Genomic DNA, 6113 nt, shown 5'->3' on the forward strand with positions numbered 1-6113 from the left:
CGTGCGAAGCCGTAAGGCGATGTATACGGACTGACGCCTGCCCGGTGCTGGAACGTTAAGGGGACCGGCACGCAGGGGTGTTCAGGTGGTGGGGAGTTCGTCGGCCTTGACGGCGGCGACGAAGGCCGTCCAGGCGTCGGCGGGGAAGGCGAGCGCCGGGCCGTTGGGGTCCTTCGAGTCACGGACAGCGATTCCACCTGTGCTGACATCCCCGATCTCTACGCACTCGCTTGCCTGTGCGCTGTAGCTGCTCTTGCGCCAGCCCTGGGCGGAGACCTTTGGCGTCGTCATATGCTCATCTTCTTCCTGGCCTTGTGCTCATGTCTCTGCTGAGATGGCCGTGATCATATCCAGTGACTCGGACGGGTTCAGGGCTGAGGATCGGAGATACTCGAAGGCGAGTCCATAGCCATCGAGTTCTGCCTCACGCTCCAGGTAGTACCCAGTTGTCAGGGTCTCTACGAACACTGCTCCCGGAGCCGGGGAATCGCTGAACCCGTACATCACGAACGCGCCGCACGCCCCGGCGGTTGCTCCGAGTTCGAGCGGTACGACTTGCAGCGTCACGTTCGGAAGCTGTGCGGCTTCCCGGAGATAGGTCAGCTGCGCCTGGCGCACGTCCACGCCGCCGACCGGACACCGAAGTGCCGGTTCCCAGATGATCCCCCAGAACCGAGCGGGATCTGGTTTGGTCAGGATGCCCTTGCGTTCCATCCGCATCTTGACCAGTTGATCGATCTTGTCCGGTCGGACAGCGGCAGGGTTGGCCTGGAGCAGAGCACGGGCGTAGTCCTCGGTCTGCAGCAAGCCCGGTACGACCAGGGGCTGCCAGGTCCGGATGTAGCGGGCGTCGCCCTCCAGGCCGAGGAAGTCCGCGTGGGCAGGTGGGATCGTGTCGCCGTAGTCGTGCCACCAGCCGCGCTTCTTGCTTTCCCGGGCAAGTGTTTCGAGGGTGGTCCGGGCCTGTGGATCCGTCACTCCGTAGAGGTCGAGCAGGATGCCGAGATCCAAGCGCCGGATCCCCACAGCGCCGGTCTCTATGCGGCTGATCTTGGCGCGCGAGCATTCGAGAGCGCTCGCGGCATCGTCTGTGGTCTTGCTCGCCGACTCGCGAAGCCGACGGAGCTCCGAGCCCAGGCGCCGACCGCGTACGGTCGGCCTCGATTCGTCAGTCACCGCATTCCTCCCTTGAGCCGGGCCCAGTCTGCCTTGTGACGGGCCGTCTGATCCAGGCTAGCCAATCTGCACTGATGCAGAAACGCAGGTTGCATAGAGCATCGATACGGGTGCATGCTACTTGACGTAGTGACTCCTACTACACAGCGTGATCCCGGCGGCTCATGCTCGGGCATCCCTTTGCCCTCGGCCGCCTCCGGATCGCTTCCTTTCCCCGCCACCCCGGAGGAGGCCTCACCATGCCCGACACCCTCGAGAAGCCGCCTGCCCCTGCGAGCGAGTACTCGTGGTGGCTGCCCCGGCACCCCAAGTCCGCCGGGTTCGCGCGGCGGCTGCTCCGCACCTTCCTCGCGAAGCAGCCCGGGAGCGACCCCTTCTGCGACACCGGCGAGTTGGTGCTCGGCGAGCTGGTCGCCAACGCCGTCCTCCACGCCAGGACCCCGCCGGGGCGGCTGATCTTCATCCGCTTCGACCTCCACCCCACCTCCCTCCGCATGGAGGTGCACGACGCCGACTCCGCCCCGCCTCCCGCCCCCCGTCCCGCTCACCCGGACGACCAGACCGGGCGCGGGCTTTGGCTCGTCTCCCAACTCGCCTCCGACTGGGGCTGCTCGCCGCGCCCGGGCGGGATCGGCAAGGTCGTGTGGGCCCGGCTCGACGGGGGCGCGCGATGAGCACCGAGCTTCCCTTCCCCGTCACCGTCGAGATCAAGGGCGTCACCAAGCTCGCCACCTTCTCGAAGCTCTCCGACGCCCTCGACGCCATCCGTACCACCCTGGCCCGACTCCCCTTGGACGACGACCAGGCGTGCTACCTCGCCGACCTCTTCTCCCCGGCCTCCGCCGCCCGGATCGCCCACCAGCTGACCGAGTTCGGCGCGGTGCGGGCGATGGCCTTCATCGGCGTCGAGTCCGCCCACCCCATCCACCTGCGCGTGGCGGGCCCCGAGTGATCGGCCGCCTCACCTGGGCTCGCATCGAGATGTGGTGGTGCCTGAGCGCCCAGTTCTCCCGGCCGGTCCGCGCCGTCAGCCCGCGCCGGCGGGCCGCCCACACCGAGATGCGGCGCTGGTCCGCCACCCCGGGCAACGCGGAGGCCCTGCTCCGCTCCGTCCTCCGGCAGGCTGCCCGGCGCCCGTCCGGCTGAGGACGCTGACCGAAACCAGGTGACCGACCGCCACACCGGGCCTCCCGGGGTGTGTGCCGCCGCCATATAACCGGCACCCCGCCGTCCGTACCGTGTCGCCCACTGGACCCTCGACGTGGAGGAGTGGGCGCGCCATGCGGCAGAGCAGGCTCGGCAGACGGAGAGGTTGGGGCGGGGTGCTCACGGGCGTCCTGCTGATGATCGGTTTGGTCGTCCCGGCAGGACCGGCGGCGGCGACCGCGGCCGCGGCGGCGGTGCCTCCCAACCTCACCCTGGAAGCGACGTACACCAGCGTCGCCAACGGCTGGGACCGCGTCGAGCGGTACCTGGACACCACCCCCGGCTTCCGCCAGGAGCAGTACCCGCCGGACGGCCGGGGCGACCAGGACGGCCAGCGGCTGACCTTCTTCGGCGGCGTCAAGCAGCCGTTCTCCGGCCGCTTCCTGCTCTACTCGGCGCCGGGCTGGAACACCGGTGCGCACCAGGTCCCGGTGCTGCTGGTGCACGGCGCCAACGACAACCCGGACCGGGCCTGGGCCGATCCCGGCGAGTCCGGCGGATACGGCTGCGGCGCCGCCTCCTGCCCGAGCACGGGGCTGATGCAGTACCTGGCCGGCCGGGGCTACCGGGTCTTCGCGATCGGCTTCGCGCACAAGCAGGGCGACAACCTGATGCAGGCCCAGGAGGTCGGTGACGCCGTCGCGCTGATCCGGGCCAAGCTCGGCGTCCCCCAGGTGGACCTGGTGGGCTGGAGCAAGGGCGAGATGTCCACCCGGGCCTACGTCTCCTCCGTCAAGCCCGCCTGGGGCCGCCCGTACGCGGGCGACGTGCGCAAGCTGATCACCCTGGGCGGCCCGAACGGCGGCTACGACTACCCGTTCGCCCACGGCTGGGCGCACGACTTCTCGATCTGGCCGGAGTGCGGCGGCAGGATCAACGCCCCGTCACCCCACCTGCACATGACCTGCTACGGCAGCTACACCGCGCACCCGGAGTTCTCCTTCACCGCCACGGGCGGCTACGACGACTACCCCGGGCAGCGGCAGATGCTGGCCCGGTGGGACTCGGTGTTCGGCGTCGACCAGACCCAGCAGGACTGGTACACCACCTACTACGGCGGCCAGGGCTTCTACACCGACGGCGGCGGCATCCAGCCCGCGATCGACGCCGGCTCGCTGGTCGCCCCGCTGCACCGGGCCGGAGTGCCCGCCTCGGTCACGGCGTACCTCCTGGCCGGCGGCACCCCGAACATCGTCGGCATCTTCAACGAGGACCGGGGACCGAGCGACGGGGTGGTCTTCGTGGCCAGCGCACTGGACACCACCGGTTTCGCGACGGTCGGCGGCACCGCGCTGATCGCCTCCGCCAACCACCTGGAACTCGGCTGGGACGGCGCGGCGAGCGCGCAGGTCGCCGGCTGGCTGAACTGAGGGCGCCCGCGATGATCATCGACCGGCTGATCGCCACCGACCGGCTGACCGTGAACTGCGCCGAGGTCGAGGGCCGCACGGGGGAGCCCGTGGTCCTGGTGCACGGCAACGTCTCCTCCGGCGTCTTCTGGCACTCCACCATGGCCGGACTGCCGCCCCGCTACCGGCCGTTGGCGCCCGACCTGCGGGGCTTCGGCGGCACCGAGCCGCTGCCGGTGGACGCCACCCGGGGCCTGCGCGACCACAGCGAGGACCTGCTCTCCTGGCTCGCGGCGCTGGCGCTGGGCCCGGTGCACCTGGTCGGCTGGAGCATGGGCGGCGGCGTGGTGCTGCAGCTGCTGCGGGACCACCCGGAGCTGGTCCGCTCGCTGACCCTGGTCAACCCCGTCTCCCCGTACGGCTTCGGCGGCACCCACGGGGTGGACGGGCGGCTCAACTCGCCCGACGCCGCCGGCTCCGGCGCGGGCGGCGCGGCCCCCGAGTTCGTCCGGCTGCTGCGCGAGGGGGAGACGGGCGCCGAGTCGCCGTTCGCACCGCGGTCGGTGCTGGACACCGCGTACGTCAGCGAACCGCTGGCCGAGCCGGACCGCTACCTGGCCGCGATGCTGACCATCCGGGTCGGGGACGACCACTACCCGGGCGACAGCCGCCCGAGCGGCGCCTGGCCGGGGTTCGCGCCCGGCGGGCGGGGGGTGCTCAACTCGCTGGCTCCGAACCACTTCCGGATCGACGACCTCGAGGTGGTCGAGCCGAAGCCACCGATCCTGTGGATCCGCGGCTCCGCCGACGTGATCGTCTCCGACACCTCGCTCTTCGACGTGGCCCACCTGGGGGCGCTCGGTGTGGTCCCGGGCTGGCCCGGCGCGGACGCGTGCCCGGCGCAGCCGATGGTGGCGCAGACCCGCGCCGTACTGGACCGTTACGCGGCCGCGGGCGGGCGGGTGCGCGAGGTGGTGGTGGAGGGAGCGGGGCACAGCGTGCAGGTGGAGCGCCCGAAGGAGTTCGTGGCGGCGCTGGTGGAGGCACTGGACGGGGCGTGACCGGAAGGACGACACCGGCACCCGCACCGCGGAAGGGCCGGCGATCCCGCGAGGATCGCCGGCCCTTTCGTCATGGGGGCACCTCGCCGGGGTGCGGCGGCCGGCCGAGCCCGCCGTGCCCGTGCCGGGCTGATACGGGCGGGGGGTATCGGCAATCGCTTGCTCCCGATACCCCCTAGGGGTATAAATGAGGTCGACGGCCGGTACGGCGACGGCACGGTGACGACTGCCACGAGGAGCAACGATGACGACCCAGGCCCCCGCCTCCACGGAGGTGGAACTCTCGATCGGCGGAATGACGTGCGCCTCGTGCGCGGCCCGCATCGAGAAGAAGCTGAACCGGATGGACGGCGTCTCGGCCAGCGTGAACTACGCCACCGAGAAGGCCAAGGTCACCTTCGAGGGCGGCGTCGAGGTGGCCGACCTGATCGCGACCGTCGAGGCCACCGGCTACACCGCCGCACTGCCCGAGCCCCCGGCTCCCGAAGGAGCGCCCACCGGCCCGGGCCTCCCTGCGGGGTCGGCCGACGAACTGGCCCCCCTGCGCCAGCGCCTCCTCACCGCGCTGGCCCTGGCCGTCCCGGTGATCGCGATGGCGATGGTCCCGGCGCTGCAGTTCGACAACTGGCAGTGGCTGTCGCTGACCCTCGCCGCGCCGGTCGTCACCTACGCCGCCTGGCCGTTCCACAAGGCCGCGTTCACCAATGCCCGGCACGGCGCCGCGACGATGGACACCCTGGTCTCGCTCGGGACGGGCGCCGCGTTCCTGTGGTCCCTGTGGGCGCTGTTCTTCGGCGACGCCGGGATGCCGGGCATGCGGCACGGCTTCGAGCTGACCATCGCCCGCAGCGACGGCGCCTCCGACATCTACCTGGAGGCGGCGGCCGGTGTCACCGCCTTCATCCTGGCCGGCCGCTACTTCGAGGCCCGCTCCAAGCGCACCGCCGGTGCCGCGCTCAAGGCACTGCTGGAGCTGGGCGCGAAGGACGTGGCGGTGCTGCGCGGCGGAGCCGACGTGCGGATACCGATCGCCGAACTCGCCGTGGGGATGCGCTTCGTGGTGCGTCCGGGCGAGAAGATCGCCACCGACGGCACGGTCGTCGAGGGCAGCTCCGCGGTGGACGCCTCGATGCTCAGCGGCGAGTCGGTGCCGGTCGAGGTCGGCGTCGGCGACGCCGTCACCGGCGCCACCGTCAACGTCGGCGGCCGGCTGGTCGTCGAGGCCGCCAGGGTCGGCGCGGACACCCGGCTCGCCCGGATGGCCAGGCTGGTCGAGGACGCCCAGAACGGCAAGGCCGCCGCCCAGCGCCTGGCCGACCGG

General features: G+C 71.4%; 8 protein-coding genes. 6 read left to right on the plus strand and 2 right to left on the minus strand.

The genetic code is table 11. The features are described from left to right. Nucleotides 1-81 precede the first annotated feature (81 nt). Together ABT247_RS30955 and ABT247_RS30960 are read right to left on the minus strand one after the other, a co-directional pair. Nucleotides 82-291, minus strand: a complete 210-nt coding sequence (locus ABT247_RS30955; protein ID WP_350749245.1) for a DUF397 domain-containing protein — start codon at nt 289-291, stop codon at nt 82-84. Nucleotides 292-318: 27 nt separating this feature from the next. Beyond that, nucleotides 319-1176: a helix-turn-helix domain-containing protein gene (locus ABT247_RS30960; protein WP_350749248.1), complete on the minus strand. Its 858-nt coding sequence runs from the start codon at nt 1174-1176 to the stop codon at nt 319-321. A 239-nt stretch (nt 1177-1415) separates the two neighbouring features. On the opposite strand from ABT247_RS30960, the gene ABT247_RS30965 reads away from it, so the two are divergent. The 6 genes from ABT247_RS30965 to ABT247_RS30990 form a co-directional block, all read left to right on the plus strand. Then, nucleotides 1416-1850, plus strand: a complete 435-nt coding sequence (locus ABT247_RS30965) for an ATP-binding protein (protein ID WP_350749251.1) — start codon at nt 1416-1418, stop codon at nt 1848-1850. Next, the gene (locus ABT247_RS30970) at nt 1847-2128 is read left to right on the plus strand and encodes a hypothetical protein (RefSeq protein ID WP_350749254.1); all 282 of its coding nucleotides are present in this window, start codon (nt 1847-1849) and stop codon (nt 2126-2128) included. The genes ABT247_RS30965 and ABT247_RS30970 overlap by 4 nt, the downstream gene beginning before the upstream one ends. Next, nucleotides 2125-2322, plus strand: coding sequence for a hypothetical protein (locus tag ABT247_RS30975; RefSeq protein WP_350749256.1), 198 nt, complete (start codon nt 2125-2127; stop codon nt 2320-2322). Before ABT247_RS30970 ends, ABT247_RS30975 begins: the two co-directional genes overlap by 4 nt. Nucleotides 2323-2456: 134 nt before the next feature. Next, nucleotides 2457-3752, plus strand: coding sequence for an esterase/lipase family protein (locus ABT247_RS30980; protein WP_350749258.1), 1296 nt, complete (start codon nt 2457-2459; stop codon nt 3750-3752). Between the two features lie 11 nt (nt 3753-3763). Then, nucleotides 3764-4792, plus strand: coding sequence for an alpha/beta fold hydrolase (locus ABT247_RS30985; RefSeq protein ID WP_350749261.1), 1029 nt, complete (start codon nt 3764-3766; stop codon nt 4790-4792). A 244-nt stretch (nt 4793-5036) separates the two neighbouring features. Beyond that, nucleotides 5037-6113, plus strand: a 1077-nt coding sequence (locus ABT247_RS30990; protein ID WP_350749263.1) for a heavy metal translocating P-type ATPase, incomplete at its 3' end; no start/stop codon positions are given.

It is taken from the genome of Kitasatospora sp. NPDC001539, assembly GCF_040298565.1.
Taxonomy (GTDB): domain Bacteria; phylum Actinomycetota; class Actinomycetes; order Streptomycetales; family Streptomycetaceae; genus Kitasatospora.